The sequence below is a fragment of the Azospirillum sp. B2RO_4 genome (genome assembly GCF_051124815.1).
Classification (GTDB): domain Bacteria; phylum Pseudomonadota; class Alphaproteobacteria; order Azospirillales; family Azospirillaceae; genus Azospirillum.
The window spans coordinates 1,252,527-1,276,153 of the sequence record NZ_CP118485.1 but is presented as its reverse complement, the minus strand read 5'-3'; the positions used below and the strand labels follow the sequence as shown (position 1 = coordinate 1,276,153).

The following is a 23,627-nucleotide window of genomic DNA, read 5'->3' as shown; positions in this document are numbered from 1 at the left end:
CATTCACCCATTCCAAAGTTACCGGAACCCGTCGCCGTCATGGCTCGGTTTCACCGGGTGTACGTCCCAGATCTCCTGGGCGTACTCGTTGACCGTACGGTCGGACGAGAACCAGCCCATGTTGGCGGTGTTCAGGATGGCCTTGCGGGTCCATTCCTCCGGATCGCGGTACAGTTGCATCGCCGCGTCCTGCGCCCGGCAATAGTCGGCGAAGTCCGCCGTCACCAGGAAATGGTCGCCGCCGTCTGTCAACGCCTGGACGATCGGGTGGTAGCGGTTGCGGTCGTCCGGCGAGAAGGCACCGGTGGAGATCATGTCGAGCGCCCGCTTCAGGCTGGGGTTCGACGCGATCACCTCGCGCGGGTTGAAGCCGCCGCTGACGCGCAGGTCGTTCACCTCCTCCGCGGTCATGCCGAAGATGAAGATATTGTCCGGCCCGACATGCTCGCGGATCTCGACGTTGGCGCCGTCCAGCGTGCCGATGGTCAGCGCGCCGTTCAGGGCCAGCTTCATGTTGCCGGTGCCCGATGCCTCCATGCCGGCGGTGGAGATCTGCTCCGACAGGTCGGCGGCGGGGATGATGATCTCAGCCGCGGTGACGTTGTAGTTCGGCAGCAGCACGACCTTCAGGTTGTCATGCACCGCCGGGTCGTGGTTCACCACCTTGGCGACGTCGTTGATCAGTTTGATGATCAGCTTGGCCATGTGGTAGGACGGCGCCGCCTTACCGGCGAACACCTTGGTCACCGGCACCCAGCTGACCGTCGGGTTGTCGCGCATCTCGTTGTAGAGCGCGATGGTGTGCAGGACGTTCAGCAGCTGGCGCTTGTACTCGTGCATGCGCTTGACCTGGACGTCGAAGATGCTGTCGACCAGCACCTCCTCGCCGGTCTGGCGGGCGATGTAGGCGGCCAGTCGCTTCTTGTTCTTGCGCTTGGCCCGGCGGAACTCCTCGCGGAACACCACGTCGTCGGCCTTCTCGCGCAGCGCCGCGATCTGCGACAGGTCGGAGATCCAGCCCTCGCCGATGCGGGTGGTGATCAGCTCAGACAGGGCCGGGTTGGCCTGCTTCAGCCAGCGGCGCGGGGTGATGCCGTTGGTCTTGTTGTTGATGCGGTCCGGGAATTCCTGATGGAAGTCGGCGAACACCGTCTGCTTCATCAGCTCGGTGTGCAGGGCCGACACGCCGTTGACCTTGTGCGAGCCGAGGAAGGCGAGGTTGCCCATGCGGACCCGTCGTTCGCCGCGCTCGTCGATCAGCGACAGGCGCGACAGCCTGGCGTTGTCGCCCTCCGCCTTCGCGTTGGTGCGGTTCAGGAACTTGGCGTTGATCTCGTAGATGATCTGCATGTGGCGCGGCAGCACCCGCTCGATCATCCGAACCGGCCAGGCTTCCAGCGCCTCGGGCAGCAGGGTGTGGTTGGTGTAGGCGAAGGTGGCGCGGGTGATTTCCCACGCATCGTCCCAGCGCAGGGCGTGCTGATCGACCAGCAGGCGCATCAGTTCGGCGATGCCGATGGCCGGGTGGGTGTCGTTCAGCTGGATCGCCGCCTTGTTGGGCAGATTGTCGAAGGTGGAGTGGTGCTGCAGATAGCGGCGCAGGATGTCCTGCAGCGAGGCGGAGGTGAAGAAATACTCCTGCTTCAACCGCAGTTCCTTGCCGGTCTCCGTCGCGTCGTTGGGATAGAGGACGCGGCTGAGATTCTCCGACAGGATCTTCTGCTCGACCGCCTTCATATAGGCGCCGTCGTTGAAGTGGCCGAAGTTGAAATCGCGGGTGGCGCGGGCCGACCACAGGCGCAGCGTGTTGATCGTCTCGCCGCCGAAGCCGACGACCGGCGTGTCATAGGCCATCGCCAGCACGCGGTCGGCATCGACCCAGCGATAGGCGCGTTCGCCGACGCTGTCGCGGAACTCCTCGACGCGGCCATAGAACTGGACCGGGTACAGCACCTCCGGACGGGCGAACTCCCACGGGTTGCCGAATTGCAGCCACTGCTCGGGGTACTCGACCTGCCAGCCGTTCTCGAACCGCTGCTCGAACAGGCCGAACTCGTAGCGGATGCCGTAGCCGTAGCCGGGCAGGCCCTGCGACGCCATGCTGTCGAGGAAGCAGGCGGCCAGCCGGCCGAGGCCGCCGTTGCCCAGCGCCGCGTCCGGCTCGGCATCGACCACGTCGTCCATCGACAGGCCGAGGCGGTCGAGCGCCTGGCGGCATTCGTCCATGATGCCCAGGTTCGACAGGCTGTTGGTCAGCAGGCGCCCGATCAGGAATTCCAGGGACAGGTAGTAAACGCGCTTGGCGTCTTCCTGGTAATAGCTGCGGGTCGTGTCCATCCAGCGGTCGACGACACGGTCGCGAACGGCCAGCGCCACGGTGTGGAACCAGTCGCGGCGCGTGGCGGCGCGTGCATCCTTGCCGACCGAATAGACCAGCCATTCCAGGAACGACCGTTTGAGGCCATCGACATCAAGGCTGCGGCGTTCGATGTCGCGAGATTTAAACCGAGCGTCCATGTCCTGACTTTCTGCGTGAAAGGCCAATAGGAGCGGGCGGCTGGAAGGGCGGCGCTCCAATCATGGGGGAAGTGTCTGCCCTGTTGGTTAAGCAAAGCTTTCCCCAGATGGAACGCACCATCGTTTCGCTGTGGTAAAAGGGAGTAGGCTGTCGTCCCCTCCCCTTTTTCCCGTCAACGATGCTTCACGAATCCGATCCTGTCCACTGCAATGCAGCATGCATCGCCATCCGTCACGCCGAATTGGCCGACATTCCCGCGCTGCTGGCGATCGAGGAGCGAAGTTTCCCGACCGACCGGATGACGCAGCGCAACTTCCGCTATGCGATCCGGAAGGCAAAAGGTGTGGTGCAGGTGGCATGCCGCCAAGTGCCGAATGTGCAGGGACCGCCACTTGCCTATGGGGTGGTCGGCTTCCATGCCGGCACGCGCTTCGCCCGGCTGACCTCCTTCGCGGTGGCGCCCGGCGATCGCGGACAGGGAATCGGCCGCCGGCTGCTGACGGCGCTGGAGGAGTCCGCCGCCGCCCATGGCTGCCGTGGAATGAGGCTGGAGGTGCGGGCGGACAATGCCGCCGCCATCGCGCTCTACACCGCGGCGGGCTATCGCCGCTTCGCGGAATATCCAGATTACTACGAGGATGGAATGGCGGCGCTGCGCCTGGAAAAGCCGCTGTTTTCCAACGGCTGAGTGTTGCGCCGGCGCATCGGCGGGCGCGTTCGATGGTGGTAAGCCCGGCAAGCGGAGACGGGACCGAAATCTCCGCAATCTGCCACCGATGTCACTCTTTCCGGATCCTGCGGTGGAACATCCACGGCGGGCGGCGCGTTTAGCTCCCGACACGATCAACGACGGGCAACAACGGGACCTTCTCAATGACGCCACCGCCGACCGGATCGTTCCGCAACACCCCCGCAGGGGCCACCGACCCGCATCGGATGACGGGCCGGCTCACGAACGCCCTGGGGACCATCGCCAGGGCCTGCTGAGCGCTCAAGACCGCAAAAGACACTGTCAGCCCTTCGAACCGGTGGCGCCGCCATTGCGCGCCGGAAAGCCCAATGCCGTCCCCGCCCGGCGCCCCGCTCTCGACCGCGATGGGCGCCGCCGCTAACGCGGCCGGCGGGAGACGTACACAGACCGTGGAGGAAGGAAAGACCATGCCGTACTCGTTCGAAAACGAACTGATCCGCTGCATGCCGAACCTGCAGCGCTATGCCTGCAAGCTGACCCGTGACGCCAACGCCGCAGAGGACCTGCTGCAGGACTGCCTGGCCCGCGCCCTGTCGCGCCAGCATCGTTTCGAACCCGGCACGAATATGCAGGCGTGGCTGACCACCATGCTGAAGAACCTGCATTTCAACAACCTGCAGCGTGACCGCCATGTGACCAAGGTGGAGCTGTGGGACGGCGCCATGTCGGTGGACGCGGCGCAGATGTCGCGTCTGGTCTTCCGCGACGTCGACCGTGCCTTTTCCTCCCTCACCCCCAGCCAGCGCAAAGTCGTGAAGCTGGTCGCCATCGAAGGGCGTCCCTATCAGGAAGCGGCCGAGACGCTTAACGTGTCGATCGGCACCATCCGGTCCCGCCTGTGCCGTGCGCGGGAGCGGCTGAACAACCTGATGACCGCCTGATCCGACATCTTTCCTGATGGCCCGCCGGCCAAATGCGAACACTCCACGATTGGAAAGCCCCCGCGCCACCTGCGCGGGGGCTTTTCATTTCGGCATTTTCTCATCGGCCCGGCGCGGTGGGCGCCCTTCCTCCCGACAGCCAGCCAGATCAAGCATTCTTCACCGTGCCGCCGTTCGGAGGCAGCACCTGCCCCGACGGTAAGAAGAGTCGTCGGATGGAGGGAACACATAGACCGGCGCCATCTCGTCCGGTTGCCAGAGGCGTACGGCACGGCGACGGCACGACCGATGCCGCTGTCGCCACCGGTGATATGGGCCACCTTGTCGCGCTGCTCGCCGCTGCCGCCATAGGCAAGTCCGGTTTCCGACGGTTACGGAGCCATAGCTATTCTCCTTCTTCGGCAACCCTGTCGGGACGCGGTAGGGGTGAGTTGCACAATCACAACAGTCCCTATTGCGCGGCGTTCCGCACCAACGGAAACCGGAACAATCGGCTGCACCGGCCTGTTACTTGGCCGGGCGACGCGAAAGAGGATGGCTGTGGCGGTTTGCTCGCCTCGAAAGTGAGCAGTGATCGCGCCGTTTGTCGGACTGGTATGGCCGAGGATCATGCCCATAAGATGGGGTAGGCGTCCTATCGGCCGAGCATTCCGGGAACGGCGGGGCCACCGGACGTGTCACGGTTGATCGTGTCCCAGGGGAGAACCCCGGCGACCCATCCGGGAACGACAGAGATGAAGCGTGTGACGATGACCGATATCAACGCCTATCTGGATGGCGCCCTGGACGAGCGGGAGCGCGCCGAATTCGAGAGCGTGGTCGAGAGCGATCCCGACGCAAAGGCGCTGCTGGCCCAGCACCGCCAGCATGTGGAGGAGCTTCACCGCCTGTACGACCCGGTCCTGAACGAAGAGGTGCCGCCCCGAATGCTCGAGCTGTTGCGCAAGCGGAACGGCTGATCGTCCGTTCCGGAGCGCGATATTTTTTCGCCGTCCGGCGGCGCCTTGCGCTATTGCATGCGACAGGCCCATCTTTGGGGGAAGGGCCGGTTCGGACGGATGAAGCATGGCGCCGAGACGAGCGGAACCGAGCATCCTGCTTGGTCCCATCCTGTATTTCCGTGGTGAGCAGCGCGACCGTTGGTGGCTGTCGGCGCTGTTCGTTCTGGACGGCGAGGTCGAGCCCGACGACCTGCGGGTGGACGGCGTCACCCTGCCCGTTCCGCCCCGCCACCTGACGCACTGGCGCCATCGCCAGGTCTGGCGCTTCGACTTCGCCGTCCCGCGTGGCCTGCGCGACACCGACGTCACCTATGGCTTTCCCGACGGCGCCCGCTGGACCGTGGTCGTTCCGGGTCGTCATTCACTCCCGCGCATGGCCATTCTTTACGGAAGCGGAATGACCAGCAGTGGCACGCCGGATGCCGAATCCCCAACCGGTGCCTCACCGGCTCTCTGGTCCGATCTGCTGGCCCGCCACTCCGCCGACCGCTATCACCTGATGGTCCAGGCCGGCGGGCAGATCGACGGCGATGCGGTGACGGCCGCCTCTCCCCAGGCGAATGCCCTGCTGTCCGACGCTTCCCGCCGGCTTGGTCCCGCGCTGCCCGGCGTGGCGGAAGAACTGATGACCGCCGGATTCGACCGCATGCTGCGGGCCTGGAGCGGTGCCGCCGCGGCGTCGGCGCTGGCGTCGATCCCCTCGGTGATGGTGTGGGACGGTAGCGATCTCGGCCGGCTGCTCGCCGGCGCCTGGGGCGGCCGGGAGGAGGGCGACGCCGCCTCGCGCAGCCTGCGCCCACTGTTCGCGGCGACCCGCCGGCAGGTCCAGCTTTTCCAGACCGGATCCGTCGCCGACGGCCCGCCCGACTGCCTGTGGGGATCGGAATGCGGAACGCTGGCCCAGGGCTTCACCATGGGCGAAGTCGGTTTGCTGACGCTCGACAGCTGGAGCGACCGCAACGGCCGGCGCATGCTGTCGGAACGGGGCTGGAGCATGCTTCCGGACTGGCTCGACCGCTTTACCGCCTGCCGGCACCTGATCCTGGTCAGCGGAGCGCCGCTGCTGACCCCGGCCGCCGTCCTGCCCGACCGGCTGGGCGGCGTGCTCCCCTCCCGACTGCGCAGCCGGTTCTCCGATCACTGGGCGGCACCGGGCCGTCATGCCGAATGGGAGCGGATGGTCCGCACATTGGCCGATTTCTCCCGGCGCAGCGGCTGCCGCATCACGGTCGCCTCCGGGGGAACAGCCGGTGGAGCAGGCGCGCGGGGCGTGCTCCGCGGCGGCGGACTGGAGATGTGGCAGCTCTACACGCCGCGCTTCACCACGACCACCGGCCCGGCAGCGGGATGGCGATCGCGGCTGGCGGAGCCGCTGGCGACCCGCCCCGACCATCCCCTGCCCGCCCACCGGTTCGAGATGCCGCCCTTCGCCGAGGGTGGCCGGCGCCTGCTGTACCACTCCGGTTGGATCGCCTGCAGCTTCGACGCCAAGGGGCAACTGCATGCACGCTGGTGCCTGCCCGGCGACACCGGCCGCTACACGCAGGCGATCTGACCCGCAACCGGATCGCTACCGCGCCGCCCGCTCCGCCACGAACAGCAGACCGGGGACGGGAATTCCCTTTTCCCGCCGCGGGCTGCAGGGCTCCATCAGGCGGATGAGGAAGCCGGCCGCTTCCGCCGTCACCCGCACATACGGTTCGGAATGGGCGTATCGGCGTGTCGCGCCGAGTGCGAAGGTAGCGCCGGTTGGCGCAGCCGGTTCACCCGGCAGGCGTTCCACGGTGGCGGCGAAATACCCCCCCGGCGGAAGGGCGCGGGCCGCCGCCGCGAATACGGGAACGAGGTCACCGATGTAGACCAGCACGTCGGCGGCGACCAGCAGGTCCCAGCCGCCGGGCGTCCGCTCCATCGCCTCCACGACATCGCCCACGGTCAACTCGTCGTAGAGCCGGCGTTGACGCGCCTTCTCGACCATCCGCGGCGACAGATCGACTCCCGCAAGCCGGGACGCCAGCGGCTTGAAGGCGACGCCCGCCAGCCCGGTGCCGCAACCGAGATCGAGGATGCGCAGCCCCGCAGCGGCGGGCGCAACGCGGTCGACCGCTGACCGCAGCAGTTCGGGTGCCGTGTAGCCGAGCTTGCCGACCAGATCCTGGTCGAAGCGGTCGGCATAGCGGTCGAACAGGGCGCGGACATAGGAGGCGGACAGATCGGTGCCCTCCCCGGCTGCCAGCGCCGCGATCAGGCGTTCGATCGCCGCCGCCTCGTCCCCTTCGGCGACCTTTCCGGCATGGCGAAGCGCGGCCAGCGCCTTGGCCGGCTCACGCAGGGCAAGCCAGCTGCGGCCCAGCGCGTGATGGACCGATGCATCCTCCTCCAGCCGCCGCGCCAGCGGCTGCAGCAGCTCGACCGCCGCCAGCGCATCCCCCGCCGTGGCCAGCGCTTCCGCCAGCGCGAGGACGGCATCGCGGTCGTTGGGGCGCAGTGCCACCGCCTCCCGGTACTCCTCCAGCGCCTCGGCGTGGCGGCCGGCAGCGGCAAGGCAGCGGGCCAATCCGAGTCGGGCCTGCGCCGAATCGCTTCGTTCCGCCGCAAGGGACTGGAACAACGCGTGCGCAGCATCGGTTTCGCCGCACCGCCGCAAGGCATCGCCCAGCATCAGCCGCCAGCCCCAATTACCGGGTTCCAGAGTGATTGCGCGCCGGAAACAGGCCGCGGCCCGACCGGCCGCATCGGTCCCGCCGCCGGCTTCCGCAAGTGCGGACCATGCCTCCGCATGGGCGGGGTCGACGGCGACGCCGGCGCGAAAGGCGCGCGCGGCCCCGGCATTATCCCCTGCATAGAGCCGGTCGTAACCGAACCGGAACATTTGATCGAGATTGTAGATTTGCGACTCTTCGCCGATGGAGGGATCCGCGGACACGGATGAAGTTCCTCTGATCGCGGGCTTCGACCAGGGGAATGCCGCCGGCCCGGACAGCCCGCCACCGTTCGCCATCGGGCCGTCCCGGGCGTCGCTGCGGCACCGACTTGGCCCAGGGAACCGAGTCCAGGGAAACAGGGCGGCGGAGTTTACTGCCCCAACATGCTGCGCTGCGCAAGGGGTGCGCGAAAATCCTTCCGAAGTGTGATTCGGGCGACACGCGGTCGCAGTAGCCCCTTTTTTGTTCCCCGTCCGAAGGTGCAGGTGGGGCAGCGGGGTCACCCCAATCGATTTTGCCGGCAAATGTGGCGATTCAATGGCTTATAGCCCCGGCCGAAGCGCCTAAGCCGTCCGTCCGGCGGGCCGGCGTGACATCTGACGGACGAAAGCTGTGGTATTACCAGGGTGCAAGCGGGTTGACGATGGGTCAAATTTTTGGAAGTGTTGCCGCGGCGCCCGATTGGGAGGCGCTGAACATCTGGGTAGGAGGCGGTCGCCGTAAGCGACTCGGTGACCGGAACAACGGCCCCGCGCGGGGGGTCAAACAGCCGCCGTAGAACACGGGGCGACAGCAGAAGGAGGTTTGGGATGCGGGGACGAAATCAGCGCGTAGGCGCCACAGCGTGTGGACGCTTCGCACTGGCTGCGGGACTGCTGACGGCTCCCCTGGTGGCGCTCACCGTCTCCGGAACTGCCCAGGCCCAGACCGTTTCCAAGGAAAGCTGCGTCACCCACGCGGTGGAAGCCGAACAGAAGCTCGGCATTCCGTCGGGCATGCTGGTGGCCATCGCACTGGTCGAAAGCGGCCAGGACGGCGCGCCCCACCCCTTCGCCATGAGCGTGCAGGGCCGTCCCTATTACGCCCGCAACGTCAGTGACGCCGCCCGTCACCTTCGCGACCACCGCGGCCAGCTTCGCTCCAACACCTATGTCGGCTGCATGCAGCTGTCGGTCGCCAGCCACCGGGGCGAGTTCCAGCCTCTGGAAAAGATCGTCGAGCCGCGCGACAACGTGTTCTACGCCGGCCAGCTCCTCGTCCGTTTCCATGGCGAGGAAGGCAACTGGAAGACCGCCCTGGCCCGCTACAACGGCAGCTCGGGCCGCCGTGCCCAGGCCTATGTCTGCAAGATCTGGCAGAGCCTGGCCGAACTGGACACGCAGAGCGCCAAGCTGCTGGCCTCCTCCCGCTGCGAGGACACCGATCCCGTCAGCGTCGCCCCGCGCACCCGCCGCAGCTTCCACAATGCCCAGCAGGTCGCGGCGATCAACTGATCCGTCCAACTCGATCGACCGCCTCGGCAACAGCGCTGGCGCCGCGGGGCGTGATCGGGTAAACCCCGACGCATGAACTACCGCCACATCTTCCACGCCGGCAACCCGGCCGACGTGATGAAGCACGCCGTGCTGGCGCTGATCCTGGATCATCTGCGCGCCAAGCCGGCACCATTCTGCGTGCTGGACACCCATGCTGGCATCGGCCGCTACGACCTGACCTCCGAAGCGGCCCGCAAGACCGGTGAGAGCGACGAGGGCATCGGCCGGCTGTTCGGCCATACTCTGCCCCATCCGGCGCTCGCTCCCTACCTGGATGCCGTCCAGGCGCTGAATCCCGACGGCACCCTGCGCTGGTATCCCGGCTCCCCGCGAATCGCCCGCGCCGCGCTTCGCCCGCAGGACCGCATGGTGCTGGTCGAACTGCACCCCGACGACGCCGTCAGTCTGAAGGCGGAGTTCACCGGCGACCGCTCCGTCGCCGTCCACCAATCCGATGCCTATACCGCGCTGAAAGCCCATCTTCCGCCCAAGGAGAAGCGTGGGCTGGTCCTGATCGATCCCCCCTTCGAGCAACCCGACGAGTTCGCCCGCATGGCCGAGGGGCTGGCGCAGGCGCACCGCCGCTGGTCCACCGGCATCTTCGCCCTGTGGTATCCGATCAAGGAGCGTGCGGCGGTCTGGCGGTTCCAGGATGCGGTGGAGAAGACCGGCATCCCGAAGGTGCTGATCGCCGAACTGACCTGGCACCCCGAGGACACCCACCTGCGGCTGAACGGCTCCGGTCTGCTGATCGTCAATCCGCCTTGGAAGCTCGACGAGACGCTGAGGGAGATGCTGCCGGCGCTGCACCGCGCCCTGCCCTCCACCGGCGGCGGGGCGGCGGTGAGCTGGCTCGCGCCTGAAGCGTCATAGCGGCACGGCCGCAAATCCGGGGCAGAAAAAACCCCGGTCCTTGCGGGCCGGGGTTCAGTCAGGATGGAGACCGTTCGTTATCGATGGCGTGCCGATGCAGGGAACAAGTCGCTCAGAAGCGGCGTTCCGTCTGCTGCGCCGCACCTTCCAGACGGGCATTCAGCTTGCCCATCGCCGTGTTCGCAGTGCTCGCCGACATCTCCGAGATCTTGACGCTGCGGCTGAGGACCATCTGCATGTTGTCCTTCAGCATGCGGCTCTGCGCCGCGTAGAAATCGGGGACGGACCGGCTGCGCATCAGCGCATTCATCCCCTCGGCGTTGCGTGAGGCGACGTCCTGCGCCAGCCCCATCCATTCGCGCCAGGCATTCTGCCAGCCGTCGGCGAGAACGCTGCCGCACTGGACCATGACGTCCATTGTTTCGCGGGTCTGGCTGGCGACCTCGCCCTGCGCCTCCTTCGACAGGCCCAGCGCACGCTGGAGCTGCTCGGTCGTGCGGCCGGCGACATCGGTGGCCTTGTTCATCATGGTTCCGGCGGTCTCGGCACCGCGGCGGGTCATGTCGGCACCCACCCCCATTGCCTTCTGACCGGCATCTGCACCGGCCTCGGCGGCCTGCCGGCCGGTCTCCGCCGCGTTCTCACCCATCGAGCGGGCGGCATCTGCGGCGCGGCGGGTGGTGGCCTCTCCGGCTCGGGTCATGTCCTCCACCGTGCCTTTCGCACGGTCGGCGGTTTCACGCGCGCTGGTCGTGGTGTCCTTGTCCATAGCCATGCGGGATGCTCCTCGAATACGTTCGTCCGGGTGGACGCTTCTTCCCAAAGCTCGCGTCGGTCATTTTGCTGCACCGCCGCACGCGTTGAGTCCTATAACACCCAGCAAGCAGAACGTTCCAGGACGCAAAATAATCACCGCACACCCCTTCTTTCGAGGTATGCGGTGCTTTGAAACCTTAGTGTCTTATAGATGAAACCGTTCTTAATATATTTGTCGTTTTCAGCACAGCATCTTAGACATCCCGGCTCTGCTTTCCGAAACGTGCCACGATCTCCCCGGCGATCCCGCGCCGGAACACCAGAACGCAGGCGACGAAGATGCAGCCGATCACCACCGGCACCGGCAGGCTGGTCGCCGCCAGATAATTCTCCAGCGTCACCACCAGGGCGGCGCCGATGACCGGGCCGGTCAGCGTGCCCATGCCGCCCAGCAGCGTCATCAGCACGACTTCGCCCGACATCTGCCACGTCACGTCGGTCAGCGTCGCCAACTGGAAGACGATGGCCTTGGTGCCGCCCGCCAGCCCGGCCAGCGACGCCGACAGCACGAAGGCCAGCAGCTTGTAGCGGTCGGTGCGGTAGCCCAGCGAGATTGCGCGTGCCTCGTTCTCGCGGATCGCTTTCAGCACCTGCCCGAACGGCGAATGCACCGTCCGCCAGATGATGACGAATCCGATCAGGAAGACGCCCAGCACCGTGTAGTACATTTCCAGCGGGTTATGCAGGTCGAAGACGCCGAACAGAAGGCCGCGCGGCACCGCTTGGATGCCGTCCTCGCCATGGGTGAAGGGCAGCTGGAGGGCCAGGAAATAGACCATCTGGCTCAGCGCCAGCGTGATCATGGCGAAATAGATGCCCTGCCGGCGGATGGCGATGATGCCGAACACCAGCCCCAGGAAAGCGGCGGACAGGGTGCCCAGCAGAATCCCCAGTTCCGGCGACCACCCCCATTCCTTCACCGCATGGGCGGTGACATAGGCGGCGCTGCCGAAGAACGCCGCATGCCCGAAGCTGAGCAGGCCGCCGAAGCCGATCAGCAGGTTAAAGGCGCAGGCGAACAGGGCGAAGCACAGCACCTTCATCAGGAAAACAGGATAGAGCAGGAACGGCACCGCCAGCAGACCGGCCAGCACCACCAGCGCGCCAACTCTCGCCAAGGTCAGCCCTGCCGCCGCCGGTGCGCCGGCAGCCTGTGCGGACGCCCGGCCGCTGCTCTGCGAATGAAGGCTCATGCGCTTACCTCTCCCGTCCGAACAGGCCGGCGGGCTTTACCATCAGCACCACCGCCATGATGACGAAGACCACGATGTTCGATGCCTCCGGGTAGAAGACCTTGGTCAGCCCCTCCAGCAGGCCCAGCCCATAGCCGGTCAGCACGGCGCCGAGGATTGATCCCATGCCCCCGATCACCACCACCGCGAAGACGACGATGATGAGGTGCGATCCCATCAGCGGCGATACCTGATAGATAGGTGCCGCCAGCACGCCGGCGAGCCCGGCCAGCGCCACGCCGAAGGCGTAAGTCAGCGTGACCATCCGCGGCACATTGATGCCGAAGGCCTGGACCAGCACCGGGTTTTCGGTCGCCGCGCGCAGATAGGCGCCCAGCTTCGTCTTCTCGATGGCGATCCAGGTGCTGATGCAGACGATCAGCGAGGCCACCACCACCCAACCCCGGTAATTGGGCAGGAACATGAAGCCCAGGTTACGGCCGCCGCTGAGTTCCGCGGGAATGGGATAGGGCTGGCCGGAGACGCCATACTGGTGGCGGAACGCGCCCTCGACGATCAAGGCCAGTCCGAAGGTCAGCAGCAGCCCATAGAGATGATCCAGCTTGTAGAGCCGCGACAGCAGCGTCTTCTCCAGCACCGCCCCGAACGCGCCGACGATCAGCGGCGCCAGCAGCAGCGCCCACCAATAGCCGATGCCGAGCTGGTTCAGCAGCAGCCACGCCACGAAGGCGCCCATCATGTAGAGCGCGCCATGGGCGAAGTTGATGACGTTCAACATGCCGAAGATCACCGCCAGCCCAAGGCTGAGCAGCGCGTAAAACGATCCGTTGATCAGCCCCAGCAGAAGCTGGCCGAACAGCGCCTGGGGCGGAATGCCGAAAATCGTTCCCATCATGAGCGTCGCTCTCCTCAGCTGCATCCCCGCCGGGGCACCGGTCCGAAGACCGCCGCCCCGGCGGGGATGCCGCGCCGTCACGTCACGACTGATGCCCTGTCGTCCTATTTTTTACCGACATGGTCACTTCGGCAGCTTGCAGCCGCTCTCCTCGAAGGTGGCGAAGGCCTCCTTGCCGGGGATGGTGCGCAGGATCTGGTAATAATCCCAGGCGCCCTTGGACTCCGACGGCTTCTTCACGCGGGCCAGATACATGTCGTGGACCATGCGGCCGTTCGGCAGGATCGTGCCGTTCTTGGCGAACATGTCGTTGACCGGCATCTCCCGCATCTTGGCGGCCACGGTCGGGCCGTCGTCGGTCCCGGCGGCCTCGACCGCCTTCAGATAGTGACGGACGGCGGAATAGCTGCCGGCCTGCACCATCGTCGGCATCTTGCCATGACGATCGAAGAACTTCTTGGACCAGGCGCGGGTCTCCTCGTCCCGATCCCAATAGAACCCGGTGGTCAGCACCAGATCCTGGGCGACCTGCAGCCCCAGCGCATGAACGTCGGACAGGAAGATCAGCAGGCCCGCCAGCTTCTGCTGACCGCTCTGCGTCAGGCCGAACTCGGAAGCCTGCTTGATCGAGGTGATGGTGTCGCCACCGGCATTGGCGAGGCCGACGATCTTGGCGCCCGAAGCCTGCGCCTGCAGCAGGAAGGACGAGAAGTCGGCGGTGTTCAGCGGCGCCTTCACCGACCCGACGATCTTGCCGCCGGCCTTCTTGACCTCCGCCGAGGTGTCGGCCTCCAGCTGATGGCCGAAGGCATAGTCGGCGGTGATGAAGAACCAGCTGTCGCCGCCCTCCTTCACGATGGCCTGCCCGGTGCCGACCGCCAGGGCGCGGGTGTCATAGGCCCAGTGGAAGCCGGTGGGGGAACAGGCGTCGCCGGTCAGGCGCGAGGTCGCCGGACCTTCCATCAGGAAGATCTTCTTCTTCTCCTTCGTCACCTCCTGAACCGCGAGCGCGACACCGGAATTCGGCACGTCGACGATGGCGTCGACGCCGTCGCGGTCGATCCACTGGCGGGCGAGGTTGGAGCCGATGTCGGGCTTGTTCTGATGGTCGGCGGTGATGATCTCGATAGGCTTGCCGAGGATCTTGTTGCCGAACTCCTCGGCCGCCATCCGCGCGGCAATGGCCGATCCCTCGCCGCCGAGATCGGCATAGAGGCCGGAACGGTCATTCAGCACACCGATCTTGACCATGTCGCCGGAAAGCTTGCCCTGCTGGGCCATGGCGGGCCCGGCGGACATGACACCGACCGTCAGGGCAGCAAGAGCGGCACCGGCCAGAAGACGTGCGATCATACGTGAATTCCTCCCCACAGCGTTGCGTTGCGCATGTTGCGGAAGACCGTCCGGATCGGTTCGTCCGGCGGTTCCCGGGCGGTCGCGTCGGCCTGCCCATTTGGTTTCATCCGAAACCGTCAGGTCGCCCGCGCCGCCCCTTCCCGATCACTATGCAGGCGCATCACCTTGTACGGAAAGCGGAATTTCAGCATCACCAACAATTTTCATCAAGAGTCGGCCGAAACGCGCGCTTTTTCCATTCGGCGGTGTATGGGCGGCGGCAGAGGCGGCGCCGCGGACTGCCGGCGCCGGTCGATCCGCCGCATGACCGGCGTCACACTGATGCCGTGGACGAGAATCGAGAGAAGCACGATCAGCCCGGTGACCGCCCACAGGGCATTGGGCACGTCGAACTCCGCGGCATTCAGTGCATAGGCGACGTAATAGATGCTGCCCATGCCGCGGATGCCGAAGAAGCCGATGGCCAGCTTCTCGCCGACCGGCATCGGCACGCCGGCCAGTCCGGCCACGCCGGCGATGGGACGCACCAGAAGCAGGATGACAACCGCGGCGCCGACGGCGCTCCAGGAGAGGGCGTCGATCAGCCCATGGGCCAAGGTGCCGCCGAACAGCACCAGCATCAGCATCATCAACAGCCGCTCGGTCTGTTCGACGAAATCATGCAGACGCCCATGGTATTCGCTGTTCCGTTCCGCATCGCGCAGGGCGAGTGCTGCGACGAACACCGCGAGAAAACCGTATCCGCTGACAAGCTCCGTCAGACCATAGGCAATCAGCGTGATGCCGAGTGACACGAAGCCGTCGCCGGTCCGAGACAGGTTTGCCCGATTCGGCACCCGGAAGGTGACGTAGCCGAGCAATCGCCCGACCAGCCAGCCGACTCCGACGCCGGCCGCCAGCTTCCACACCACATCCAGCAGCACCCAGTGCTTCAGCAGATCCCAGGGTGGGTTGCCGTTCAGCAGGGCGACCCCGATGGCGAGGTGGACGAAGGGAAAGGCCAGACCATCATTCAGACCGGCTTCGGAGGTCAGGCTGAAGCGGATCTCGTCCTCTTCGCCCGACTTGGGCGGGCCGACCTGGACGTCGGAGGCGAGGACCGGATCGGTGGGCGCCAGCGCAGCCCCCAGCAGAATTGACGCCGCCAGCGGGAAATCGAGCCAGTACCAGCCGATGAGGGCGATCATCAGGATCGACAGCGGCATGGTGATGCCCAGCAGCCGCCAGGTGATGATCCAGCGCCGCCAGCCGATGCGCCGATCCAGCTTCAGCCCCGCCCCCATCAGCGAGACGATGACGATCAGTTCGGTCAGCCGCTCCGTCGCTTCCGGAAAGGCCAGCGGCTCCGGATTCTCCAGCCGCAAGGTGCTGAACACAGCGAAGCCCAGCCCGACGCAGATGATCGGCAGGGAAAGCGGCAGTTCCTTCAACACCATAGGCAACCAGGCCACCAGTAGGATCAGAACCCCAAGCCCCACCATCAAGACGATATAAGACATAAGCCGCCCGTTGCCGTGACGCCCTCAGCACGACACGGCGGCCGGAAATTCGTCCGGCCGCACCGACCGTGGCCGCGCGAAAGCCAATCCCCGTCAACACGCGAGGGCGCCGATGGGTTCAGAACGGATGCTGAAACGGTGCGGAATGGATGGTGAAGGTACCGGCTCGTTCTATTTCGTTTTCCAAGCCGTCACACCATGATGACGACGGATGGAAAGCGGGAACCCGATGCCACCCGCGGGAGCCGGAACCGCGGGGGCCGTCGTAAAACCGGCGGGTCAGGCCGCCGAGGTCATCGGAAAGCCGCTGTAGTCGAGCGAAGCCGACCAGAAGCGTTCCAGCTTGCGCAGGGTCTCGTTGGCCTTGGTCAGTTCCTCGTCGCTGAAGCCGGCCTTTTCCAGGGCGGTCAGATGACGTTCGAACATGACGCTGATCTTCTCGCGCAGATCCAGGCCCTTCTCCGACAGGCGGACACGGACCGACCGGCGATCGTGCGGGGAGCGTTCCTGGCCGAGATAGCCGTTCTCGACCATCTTCTTGACGTTGTAGGAGACGTTGGAACCCAGATAGTAGCCGCGCGCGGTCAGTTCGCCGACCGTCATCTCGTCTTCGCCGATGTTGTACAGGATCAGGCTCTGGACGTTGTTGATGTCCTGGATGCCGAGCCGGTCCAACTCAGTCTTGAGCACTTCAAGAAAGTGGCGGTGAAGCCGCTCGATCAACAGAATGCTCTCGTAATAGGGTTTGCGCACCGCGGTCTCCTTTGGCTCTAACCGGCCGTTCCCCGCGCAAGGACGATACCGGGACCTTAAAGCGAGATTAACCGATCATTCGTCGGCAATCATCCTAATAATTCCAGAAAAAGTCTGGCACAACCCGTCTGTACAGGCGCCTTTCGCCGGATGTCCCCACACGAAGGTTTTCGGTCGGGCACCACCACGGGCATAAGCGGAAAGGAATGGCCGCACGACCGCCTGCGCGACCATTCCCCTCAGGCACCCTATCCGATTAGTGGTTCGTCAGTCGCGGAAGATCAGATCTCCGCCCGCCGGTTCGGCGAAGTGCCGCTCGACGTCCGACGGGCCGACATCCGCCAGTTCCGCCGGCTTCCATTTTGGGTTCTTGTCCTTGTCGACCAGAACGGCGCGAATGCCCTCGTAGAAATCATCCCCGGCAAGGCAGGCGAGGCTGAGGCGCAACTCCTGCACCATGCAGCCTTCGAAATCCAGCTTGGCCCCGCGACGGAGCGCAGCCAGCGTCACCTTCAGGCTGGTGGGCGAAACCCGGCGCAGGGTGGCGAGTTGGCCTGCCGCCCACTCCGTCCCCTCGGCCTCCAGAGCCTTGACGATGGCCTCCACGCTGTCGAAGGCATAGCAGCGGTCGACCGCAGCCCGGATGGCGCTAACCGCCGCCTCGCCGGCTTGACCGCGGTGGGACGCGACCGCCTCGTCGGCCGGGACGCCGGCGGCGAGATCGTCGATCAGCGCGTCGATCCCGGCGCTCGGCACGAAGGCGTCGGCGGCGCCGATGGCCAGCAGGTCCGCCGCCTTCAGCCGGTCGCCGGTCAGCCCAAGCCAGATGCCGACCTGCCCCGGCAACCGCGGCAGGAAATAGGTGCCGCCGACGTCGGGATAAAGGCCGATGCCGGTTTCCGGCATGGCGAACATCGTGCGCTCGGTGACGATGCGGTGGGTGCCGTGAACGGACAGGCCGACGCCGCCGCCCATCGAGATGCCGTCGATCAGCGCGACATAGGGCTTGGACAGGCGCTTGATCAGCCGGTTCAGCACATATTCCTCGCTGAAGAAGGCGCGGATCGGCCCGGTATCGCCGCGCCCTTCCTTGACCGCCTTGCCGGCCTCGTACAGGCTGACGACGTCGCCGCCGGCGCAGAAGGCCTTTTCGCCGGCACCGCGAATCACGACGGCCTTGACCTCCGGATCGGAATCCCAAGCCCGGAGCTGCGGATCGAACAGCCTGATCATGCCCAGCGTCAGCGCGTTCAGCGCCTTGGGTCGGTTGAGCGTGACGAGGCCGATCGCGCCCCGACGTTCGAACAGAATCTCAGCAGCGTCGCTCATCGTCTTGTATTTTCTCGGTTATCGTTGCGAATCGGGCGGTGGTGAGCAGTCTGTTCCATCCCCGCGATGCCCCAGGGCGTGGAGACCGGCCCACCGCGATGATACGGGAGCCGGCGGCGCTGTCAAACCTACCATACGGATCCGGATGTTCGCCGGCGCGCGGATTAGGAACAACGCCCCTCTTGGACCGTTGCGGTCACGCTCTCATCTGAGAACGGGTCCTCTCAGACGCATTATGGAAGGTCAGATGCCGATGCCGCTCCACATCCTGCCGGGTGACGCATGAAGGTCGGAATCATCCTCAACCGGCAGGCGGGCTCGCTGGTCGACCGTCCCATCGAAGGCGCCGAGGCGGCGATCCGCAACGCCTTTCAAAGGCATGGCGCCACGGTGGACCTGCACACGGTCGACGGTGCGCAATGCACCGACACGATCCGGCGTGTGCTGGACTCCGACGCGGAGACGGTGGTGGTCGGCGGCGGCGACGGTACGTTGCACAGCGCGGTCAAGCTGGCGCTGCCGACCGGCAAGACGCTGGGCGTCATTCCCTTGGGCACTCTCAATCTGTTGGCCCGCGATCTTCGCATTCCACTCGAACTGGAGGGTGCGGCGGAGGCCCTTGCCGCCGGCCGGGTTCGGGTCATCGACATCGCCGAGGTGAACGGCGAGCCCTACACCAACAGTTCCATCCTCGGCTTCTATCCGCAGGTGGTCCAGGAACGCGAACGCCAGCGCAAGCAGCACCGGTTGCTGAAATGGCCGGGAGCCGCGGTGGCCATGGCGAAAACGCTCTACCGCCTGCCGCTGCTGGATGTCCGCCTGGACTGGGGCGACGGTCCCCGCCGCATGCGCACGCCGATCCTGGTCGTTTCCAACAACGTCTATGATGACGGCTTCGGCCTCGTCCTGTCCCGGCAGTCGCTCGATGCGGGAAAGCTCGGGGTCTATGTCGCCCGTGAACGGAACGCATTCGCGATGCTGCGGTTGATGGGAAGGCTGGTTGCCGGTTCCTGGAAGCAGGACGAGGGCTTGGAAACCTATGCGGTGACCAGCCTGACGGTCCACAGCCGCCGCCACCGCCTGAAGATGGTCAACGATGGCGAGATCCGGAAGCTGCACGCGCCGCTTCATTACCGGATTCTGCCAGGCGCACTGAAGGTTCTGGCACCAGGCTGAGAAAAAGGATGAGGATGGCGTGAAACGGCTCGCACACATCTCCGACCTGCATTTCGGGCGGATCGACCAGCGCGTGGTGGACGGGCTGCTAGCCGACCTGACCGCGCAGGCCCCCGACCTGATCGTCATCTCCGGCGATTTCGTGCAGCGGGCGAAGGCACGCCATTTCCAGGAGGCCCGCGCCTTTCTGCAGAAATTGCCCTTTCCTTACATGGCCGTACCGGGGAATCACGACATTCCGGTTTATAACGTGTTCAAGCGCTTCACCGACCCGTTCGGCCATTATCGCCGCTACATCACCAGCGATTTCAGTCCGCTGCATGTCGACGACGAGATCGCGGTACTCGGTATCAACACCGCCCGACCGGTCATCATGGATTTTTCCGAAGGGCGCATGAACCGGCGCCAGATCGCGCGGGTGCGCGAGGTGTTCTGCGGCATGCCGGACACGGTGTTCAAGGTGCTGTTCACCCACCATCCCTTCCTGCCGCCACCCGACCTGCCCAAGACGCAGTTGGTCGGCCGCCACAAGCTGGCTCTGCCCGCGTTGGAAAGCTGCGGCGTCGACCTGTTGCTGGCGGGCCATCTGCACAAGGCCTATTCCGGCGACATCATGAGCTTCCACACCCAGATCGCCCGCTCGATCCTGGTCGCCCAGGCCTCCACCGCCACCTCCACACGATTGCGGAACGAAACGAATGCCTACAACCTCATCACCGTAGACCACCCGTCGGTGACGTTCGAGGTGCGGTCCTGGGAGGGGGCGGCCTTTGCCGGTGGGCTGACATCGAACTATCGCAAGCAGGGAAACCGCTGGGCGCTGCAGGGACAGGACACCGGATTTCGCCCCGTCGCCGGGGAGCCGGCCACCGACGATCGGGTGGCCGCCCAATGGGACAAGGTCGCACGGAATGCAAGCGGGGAAGCCCACGGCGGGGCATGAGACCTGCGCAAGGCAGACGGCCCGGTCCCAAAGGACTGGAGCCGCCGCCGCGGCTTGAGTTCACTATGCGGGAAGGCGTAGGATCGCGGCACTCGTTCTAAGTGCATGGTCTCCCCGATGCCGATCACCCTTCCCGCCGCCTTCCCGCGCACCCGTCTGCGCCGCAATCGCGCCGACGCCTGGACCCGCCGTCTGGTCGCCGAGAACACGCTGACCGTCGACGACCTGATCTGGCCGGTCTTCGTGATCGAAGGCGAGAACCGGCGGGAGCCGGTTGCGTCCATGCCCGGCGTGGAGCGGATGACCATCGACCTGCTGTGCGAGGCGGTGGCGCAGGCCGGTTCGCTGGGCATCCCCTGCATCGCGCTGTTCCCGGTCGTCGGCTCCGACGCCAAGTCGGAGGACGCGGCGGAAGCCTACAATCCGGAAAACCTGATGAACCGCGCCATCCGCGCGGTGAAGGCGGCGGCGCCGGAGGTCGGCATCCTGGGCGACGTGGCGCTCGACCCCTACACCACCCACGGCCATGACGGCATCCTGCGCGACGGCTACATCCAGAATGACGAAACCGTCGAGGTCCTGATCCGGCAGGCGCTGTCACAGGCGGAGGCCGGCGTCGACATCGTCGCGCCGTCCGACATGATGGACGGCCGCATCGGCGCCATCCGCGACAAGCTTGATGCCGAAGGTTACCAGCTGACCCGCGTCTGCTCCTATGCCGCGAAATACGCCTCCGCCTTCTACGGCCCGTTCCGCGACGCGGTGAATTCCGGCGGCTTCCTGAAGGGCGACAAGACCACCTACCAGATGAACCCCGCCAACACCGACGAGGCCCTGCGCGAGGTCGCCTGCGATCTGCAGGAGGGGGCGGACATGGTTATGGTGAAGCCCGGCCTGCCCTATCTCGACATCATCCGCCGGGTGAAGGACCAGTTCGCGGTGCCGACCTTCGCCTATCACGTGTCGGGCGAATACGCGATGCTGCGCGCCGCCTCCGCCAACGGCTGGCTGAACTACGACAAGGCGCTGCTGGAGACGCTGATGGGCTTCAAGCGCGCGGGTTGCGACGCCATCCTGACTTATGGCGCGGTCGACGCGGCGAAGCTGCTCAAGCAGGGCTGAGCAGTTCGGGACCATCTTTGAGCCGTTCGGGGCCGCGGAGCCATCCGCGGCCCTTTATCGTCAGGGCATCCCAATCGACGGAGACGCCCCGATGAGCCCGAAAATCCCCTTCCGCCCGGCATTGTTCGCCGCCCTGCTGCTGGCCGCCTCCCCCGCCGCCGCGTTCGAGCTGCGCAGCCCCGACTTCACCGACAAAGCGCCGATCCCGGAACGGAATGTGTTTGCCGGCTTCGGCTGCACCGGCGCCAACCAGTCGCCGGCGCTCAGCTGGACGGAGCCGCCGGCCGGCACCCGAAGCCTTGCCGTGACCATCTACGATCCCGATGCGCCGACCGGCAGCGGCTGGTGGCATTGGGTGGTGTTCAACCTGCCGGCCGACACCCGCGGCCTGCCGGCCGGGGCCGGCGATCCGGCGAAACCCGCCCTCCCCGCCGGCGCCGTGCAGAGCCGCACCGATTTCGGCACCCCCGGCTATGGCGGTCCCTGCCCGCCGCAGGGCGACAAGCCGCACCGCTATGTCGTCACCGTCCATGCGCTGAAGGTGAACAGCCTGCCGCTGCCGGCCGATGCGTCCGGCGCCATGGTCGGCTTCAACCTGAATGCCGCCAGCTTGGCCAAGGCGACGCTCACCGCCCGCTACGGCCGTTGATCGACGGCACCGGCCGGTCCTAGGATGCGCGAAGGCCAGAGGATGAACGACATGGGTCCGGATCTGCTCGCCCGTCTGTCCCGCTTCGCCGCCCGCGACCAGCGTCCCGGCGGCGGCGACCGGCCGCATCGGCCGGAACTCTGGGCCTTCGTCGCCCATGACCGCGAACGGCTGGCCGAGGTGCGGATCGAGCGTACGGCCCTGATCGCCGTTCTGGAAGGCACCAAGGAGCTGACCGATCAATCCGGCATCACCCGCCGATTCCCGACCGGCAGCGCCATGCTGCTGCCGCCGGGCTGGTGCGGATCGGTGGTGAATGATCCCGGCTCCGCCGGTCGCTACCGCGCCCTGGTGCTGGAGTTCCCGGCTGAGATGGTGCGGCGGCTGCTGCGCGCCCATGGCACCGATGGGCTGGCGCCGCGTACCCGGCCGCGCGACTGGCATGTGACCCTGACGCCGGCCCTGACCGACGCCATCCACCACGCCGCCACCGGCCTGACCGCCGACCCGCCGCTGCCGTCCAAGCTGGCCGAGCATCGCTGCATGGAGGTGCTGCTGGCACTGCTGGAAGACGGCGTCTGGTGGATGGGACCGGTGGCGCCGATCGGGATTGCCGATGCGGTGCGTCAGCTTCTGCGCACCCAGCCCGACCTGCCCTGGACGGCGGAGCGCGTGGCCGGCGCGCTCAACCTCAGCACCGGAACGCTGCGCCGTCGCCTGACCGAAGAGAACTGCTCGGTCCGCAGCATTCTGACGGAGGAGCGGGTCGCCCATGCCCGCGACCTGCTGCAGGGCGAGGGGCTGAGCGTCCAGGAGGCTGCGGAGGCCTGCGGCTACGCCAACCGCTCCCATTTCGCCCGCCGCATCCGGGCGGCGGTGGGCGTCAACCCTTCGGGCCTGCGGGGGCGCTGATCGCCGCGGTGCCATAGGCCCTTATCACTGCCGCGACCGAATCGGCGATCACCTGCTCCGGATCGGCAGTGACCGGCAGGCCCAGCATGGTTGGCCAGAACAGCACCTCCTTCATGCCGCCGAGCAATTGGGTCGCCACCACATGAGGGTCCGGCGCGTTCAGGCGACCGCGCGCATGCTGGGCGGCGATGTAGGCGTCCAGCAGCGCATAGGCCTGGCTCTTTCCGCCCTCCAGATAGTCCTGGGACAGTTCGGGAAAGCGCTGATGCTCCGCGATCACCAGGCGGAGCAGGCCACGCACCTCCGGTCGGCCCGTGTGGATCAGCAGGGAGCGCAGGAAGACCGGCAGCGCCTTCTCCGGTGGCTGGTCGTGGGAAAGCAGGCTTTGGCCGTCAGCGCTGCGGAACCCTTCGTAGAGACCGGACACCACGGCCTGGAACAGCTCGCGCTTGCCGGGGAAGTGGTTGTAGACGGTGCGTTTCGACACATTCGCATCGGCGGCGATGGCGTCCATGGATGAGGCCTCGTAGCCCTGGGTCAGGAAGGCGCGGGTCGCCGCCTCCACCACCGCGTCCCGCTTGACGGAACCGCGCGCGCCACCTCCCGAATGGGCACCCACCTGAGACGTTGACATTCCCCACCCTCTAAGTACACTGCACAGTGTAGTGTAGTTGTTGCCGCAGGCTCCTAGGGTAATCCGCCCGGCCGCGGCACGGGAGG

Annotated in this window: 21 protein-coding genes; 11 read left to right on the top strand and 10 right to left on the bottom strand. The window is 66.2% G+C overall.

Annotated elements, in window-relative coordinates; all coding sequences use genetic code 11:
* Positions 1 to 18: 18 nt before the first annotated feature.
* Positions 19 to 2,517 (bottom strand): glycogen/starch/alpha-glucan phosphorylase, encoded by a 2,499-nt coding sequence (locus tag PWS46_RS06075; RefSeq protein ID WP_434619408.1) that lies wholly within the window; start codon positions 2,515 to 2,517, stop codon positions 19 to 21.
* Between the two features lie 242 nt (positions 2,518 to 2,759).
* On the opposite strand from PWS46_RS06075, the gene PWS46_RS06070 reads away from it, so the two are divergent.
* The 4 genes from PWS46_RS06070 to PWS46_RS06055 all read left to right on the top strand — a co-directional run bounded on the left by PWS46_RS06070 (position 2,760) and on the right by PWS46_RS06055 (position 6,706).
* Positions 2,760 to 3,206 carry a GNAT family N-acetyltransferase gene (locus PWS46_RS06070; protein ID WP_434619405.1) on the top strand — a complete coding sequence of 149 codons (447 nt, stop codon included), beginning with the start codon at positions 2,760 to 2,762 and terminating at the stop codon, positions 3,204 to 3,206.
* A gap of 470 nt (positions 3,207 to 3,676) precedes the next feature.
* On the top strand, positions 3,677 to 4,150 hold the full coding sequence (locus PWS46_RS06065; protein WP_434619402.1) for a sigma-70 family RNA polymerase sigma factor: 474 nt from the start codon (positions 3,677 to 3,679) through the stop codon (positions 4,148 to 4,150).
* 749 nt (positions 4,151 to 4,899) lie between these two features.
* Positions 4,900 to 5,109, top strand: coding sequence for an anti-sigma factor family protein (locus PWS46_RS06060; protein ID WP_434619399.1), 210 nt, complete (start codon positions 4,900 to 4,902; stop codon positions 5,107 to 5,109).
* A 106-nt stretch (positions 5,110 to 5,215) separates the two neighbouring features.
* Positions 5,216 to 6,706, top strand: a complete 1,491-nt coding sequence (locus PWS46_RS06055; RefSeq protein WP_434619396.1) for a hypothetical protein — start codon at positions 5,216 to 5,218, stop codon at positions 6,704 to 6,706.
* 15 nt (positions 6,707 to 6,721) lie between these two features.
* Here the strand turns inward: PWS46_RS06055 and PWS46_RS06050 are convergent, their stop codons facing one another.
* Entirely contained in the window at positions 6,722 to 8,077 is a 1,356-nt protein-coding gene (locus PWS46_RS06050; RefSeq protein ID WP_434619394.1) for a tetratricopeptide repeat protein, read from the bottom strand.
* A gap of 669 nt (positions 8,078 to 8,746) precedes the next feature.
* Here PWS46_RS06050 and PWS46_RS06045 point away from each other — a divergent pair.
* Both PWS46_RS06045 and PWS46_RS06040 read left to right on the top strand, forming a co-directional pair.
* Positions 8,747 to 9,349, top strand: coding sequence for a transglycosylase SLT domain-containing protein (locus tag PWS46_RS06045; protein ID WP_434619391.1), 603 nt, complete (start codon positions 8,747 to 8,749; stop codon positions 9,347 to 9,349).
* Between the two features lie 72 nt (positions 9,350 to 9,421).
* Positions 9,422 to 10,264, top strand: coding sequence for a 23S rRNA (adenine(2030)-N(6))-methyltransferase RlmJ (locus PWS46_RS06040; RefSeq protein WP_434619388.1), 843 nt, complete (start codon positions 9,422 to 9,424; stop codon positions 10,262 to 10,264).
* A 112-nt stretch (positions 10,265 to 10,376) separates the two neighbouring features.
* Here PWS46_RS06040 and PWS46_RS06035 read toward each other — a convergent pair whose 3' ends face one another.
* The 7 genes from PWS46_RS06035 to PWS46_RS06005 all read right to left on the bottom strand — a co-directional run bounded on the left by PWS46_RS06035 (position 10,377) and on the right by PWS46_RS06005 (position 18,105).
* Positions 10,377 to 11,039, bottom strand: a complete 663-nt coding sequence (locus PWS46_RS06035; RefSeq protein ID WP_434619385.1) for a phasin family protein — start codon at positions 11,037 to 11,039, stop codon at positions 10,377 to 10,379.
* 235 nt (positions 11,040 to 11,274) lie between these two features.
* Positions 11,275 to 12,273 carry a branched-chain amino acid ABC transporter permease gene (locus PWS46_RS06030; RefSeq protein WP_434619382.1) on the bottom strand — a complete coding sequence of 333 codons (999 nt, stop codon included), beginning with the start codon at positions 12,271 to 12,273 and terminating at the stop codon, positions 11,275 to 11,277.
* Positions 12,274 to 12,277: 4 nt separating this feature from the next.
* Positions 12,278 to 13,165, bottom strand: coding sequence for a branched-chain amino acid ABC transporter permease (locus PWS46_RS06025; protein ID WP_085090662.1), 888 nt, complete (start codon positions 13,163 to 13,165; stop codon positions 12,278 to 12,280).
* A 126-nt stretch (positions 13,166 to 13,291) separates the two neighbouring features.
* Positions 13,292 to 14,521, bottom strand: coding sequence for an ABC transporter substrate-binding protein (locus PWS46_RS06020; protein ID WP_434619380.1), 1,230 nt, complete (start codon positions 14,519 to 14,521; stop codon positions 13,292 to 13,294).
* Between the two features lie 209 nt (positions 14,522 to 14,730).
* Positions 14,731 to 15,975: a cation:proton antiporter gene (locus tag PWS46_RS06015; RefSeq protein ID WP_434619377.1), complete on the bottom strand. Its 1,245-nt coding sequence runs from the start codon at positions 15,973 to 15,975 to the stop codon at positions 14,731 to 14,733.
* 327 nt (positions 15,976 to 16,302) lie between these two features.
* The gene (locus PWS46_RS06010; protein ID WP_045580172.1) at positions 16,303 to 16,776 is read right to left on the bottom strand and encodes a MarR family winged helix-turn-helix transcriptional regulator; all 474 of its coding nucleotides are present in this window, start codon (positions 16,774 to 16,776) and stop codon (positions 16,303 to 16,305) included.
* A gap of 267 nt (positions 16,777 to 17,043) precedes the next feature.
* On the bottom strand, positions 17,044 to 18,105 hold the full coding sequence (locus tag PWS46_RS06005) for an enoyl-CoA hydratase/isomerase family protein (protein WP_434619373.1): 1,062 nt from the start codon (positions 18,103 to 18,105) through the stop codon (positions 17,044 to 17,046).
* Positions 18,106 to 18,387: 282 nt separating this feature from the next.
* On the opposite strand from PWS46_RS06005, the gene PWS46_RS06000 reads away from it, so the two are divergent.
* The 5 genes from PWS46_RS06000 (at position 18,388) to PWS46_RS05980 (ending at position 22,907) form a co-directional block, all read left to right on the top strand.
* On the top strand, positions 18,388 to 19,281 hold the full coding sequence (locus PWS46_RS06000) for a diacylglycerol/lipid kinase family protein (RefSeq protein WP_434619370.1): 894 nt from the start codon (positions 18,388 to 18,390) through the stop codon (positions 19,279 to 19,281).
* A gap of 19 nt (positions 19,282 to 19,300) precedes the next feature.
* Entirely contained in the window at positions 19,301 to 20,224 is a 924-nt protein-coding gene (locus PWS46_RS05995; protein ID WP_434619367.1) for a metallophosphoesterase family protein, read from the top strand.
* Between the two features lie 117 nt (positions 20,225 to 20,341).
* Positions 20,342 to 21,346, top strand: coding sequence for a porphobilinogen synthase (gene hemB, locus PWS46_RS05990; protein WP_434619364.1), 1,005 nt, complete (start codon positions 20,342 to 20,344; stop codon positions 21,344 to 21,346).
* Between the two features lie 91 nt (positions 21,347 to 21,437).
* Positions 21,438 to 21,995: a YbhB/YbcL family Raf kinase inhibitor-like protein gene (locus PWS46_RS05985; protein WP_434619361.1), complete on the top strand. Its 558-nt coding sequence runs from the start codon at positions 21,438 to 21,440 to the stop codon at positions 21,993 to 21,995.
* Positions 21,996 to 22,037: 42 nt separating this feature from the next.
* Positions 22,038 to 22,907: a helix-turn-helix transcriptional regulator gene (locus tag PWS46_RS05980; protein ID WP_434619358.1), complete on the top strand. Its 870-nt coding sequence runs from the start codon at positions 22,038 to 22,040 to the stop codon at positions 22,905 to 22,907.
* On the opposite strand, the gene PWS46_RS05975 is transcribed toward PWS46_RS05980, so the two are convergent.
* Positions 22,879 to 23,541, bottom strand: a complete 663-nt coding sequence (locus PWS46_RS05975; RefSeq protein WP_434619355.1) for a TetR/AcrR family transcriptional regulator — start codon at positions 23,539 to 23,541, stop codon at positions 22,879 to 22,881. The genes PWS46_RS05980 and PWS46_RS05975 overlap by 29 nt on opposite strands.
* Positions 23,542 to 23,627: the final 86 nt, after the last annotated feature.

Excerpts from the sequence above, each read along its gene's own strand:
- hemB (WP_434619364.1), top strand. The coding sequence starts at position 20,342 with ATGCCGATCACCCTTCCCGCCGCCTTCCCGCGCACCCGTCTGCGCCGC.
- PWS46_RS06055 (WP_434619396.1), top strand. The coding sequence starts at position 5,216 with ATGGCGCCGAGACGAGCGGAACCGAGCATCCTGCTTGGTCCCATCCTG.
- PWS46_RS06065 (WP_434619402.1), top strand. The coding sequence starts at position 3,677 with ATGCCGTACTCGTTCGAAAACGAACTGATCCGCTGCATGCCGAACCTG.
- PWS46_RS06025 (WP_085090662.1), bottom strand. The coding sequence starts at position 13,165 with ATGGGAACGATTTTCGGCATTCCGCCCCAGGCGCTGTTCGGCCAGCTT.
- PWS46_RS06040 (WP_434619388.1), top strand. The coding sequence starts at position 9,422 with ATGAACTACCGCCACATCTTCCACGCCGGCAACCCGGCCGACGTGATG.
- PWS46_RS06020 (WP_434619380.1), bottom strand. The coding sequence starts at position 14,521 with ATGATCGCACGTCTTCTGGCCGGTGCCGCTCTTGCTGCCCTGACGGTC.
- PWS46_RS05985 (WP_434619361.1), top strand. The coding sequence starts at position 21,438 with ATGAGCCCGAAAATCCCCTTCCGCCCGGCATTGTTCGCCGCCCTGCTG.
- PWS46_RS06005 (WP_434619373.1), bottom strand. The coding sequence starts at position 18,105 with ATGAGCGACGCTGCTGAGATTCTGTTCGAACGTCGGGGCGCGATCGGC.
- PWS46_RS06030 (WP_434619382.1), bottom strand. The coding sequence starts at position 12,273 with ATGAGCCTTCATTCGCAGAGCAGCGGCCGGGCGTCCGCACAGGCTGCC.
- PWS46_RS05975 (WP_434619355.1), bottom strand. The coding sequence starts at position 23,541 with ATGTCAACGTCTCAGGTGGGTGCCCATTCGGGAGGTGGCGCGCGCGGT.
- PWS46_RS06075 (WP_434619408.1), bottom strand. The coding sequence starts at position 2,517 with ATGGACGCTCGGTTTAAATCTCGCGACATCGAACGCCGCAGCCTTGAT.
- PWS46_RS06060 (WP_434619399.1), top strand. The coding sequence starts at position 4,900 with ATGACCGATATCAACGCCTATCTGGATGGCGCCCTGGACGAGCGGGAG.
- PWS46_RS05980 (WP_434619358.1), top strand. The coding sequence starts at position 22,038 with ATGAACGACATGGGTCCGGATCTGCTCGCCCGTCTGTCCCGCTTCGCC.
- PWS46_RS06000 (WP_434619370.1), top strand. The coding sequence starts at position 18,388 with ATGAAGGTCGGAATCATCCTCAACCGGCAGGCGGGCTCGCTGGTCGAC.
- PWS46_RS06035 (WP_434619385.1), bottom strand. The coding sequence starts at position 11,039 with ATGGCTATGGACAAGGACACCACGACCAGCGCGCGTGAAACCGCCGAC.